Origin of the sequence: Chryseobacterium indologenes, from assembly GCF_001295265.1 — a bacterium.
Taxonomy (GTDB): Bacteria; Bacteroidota; Bacteroidia; order Flavobacteriales; family Weeksellaceae; genus Chryseobacterium; species Chryseobacterium indologenes_A.
The window spans coordinates 1-328 of record NZ_LJOD01000078.1 but is presented as its reverse complement, the minus strand read 5'-3'; the positions used below and the strand labels follow the sequence as shown (position 1 = coordinate 328).

Below are 328 nucleotides of genomic sequence, written 5' to 3'. Positions count from 1 at the left end.
GATGAATATCTGTCTCCTGTATACGGTGATGGTTTAAGTACCAATGGTCGTATGACTTCAGGAACGAACCGTTATTTCAACTTCAACGTATCCAACGTGTTGAGCTATGCGTTCTCTTTATCTGATGACCACAGGTTCAATGCAAGCTTATTCCAGGAAGCATATCAGTCTAACACAAGAACTTTAGCGGCTACAGGACAGTCTGTTGCATTAAGTACTTTAGAGCATATTTCCAGCTTTGTAGTGCCAGTTGACCATACAGGGGTAAATAATCTGGAGAGCTCAAGATCAGGTTATGGTGCCACTTTAGGATATAACTATAAAGGAT

1 pseudogene is annotated in these 328 nt (G+C 40.9%); it reads left to right on the top strand.

Annotated elements, in window-relative coordinates:
- A pseudogene (locus AOB46_RS23585) lies at positions 1–328 on the top strand (SusC/RagA family TonB-linked outer membrane protein); the annotation flags it as partial.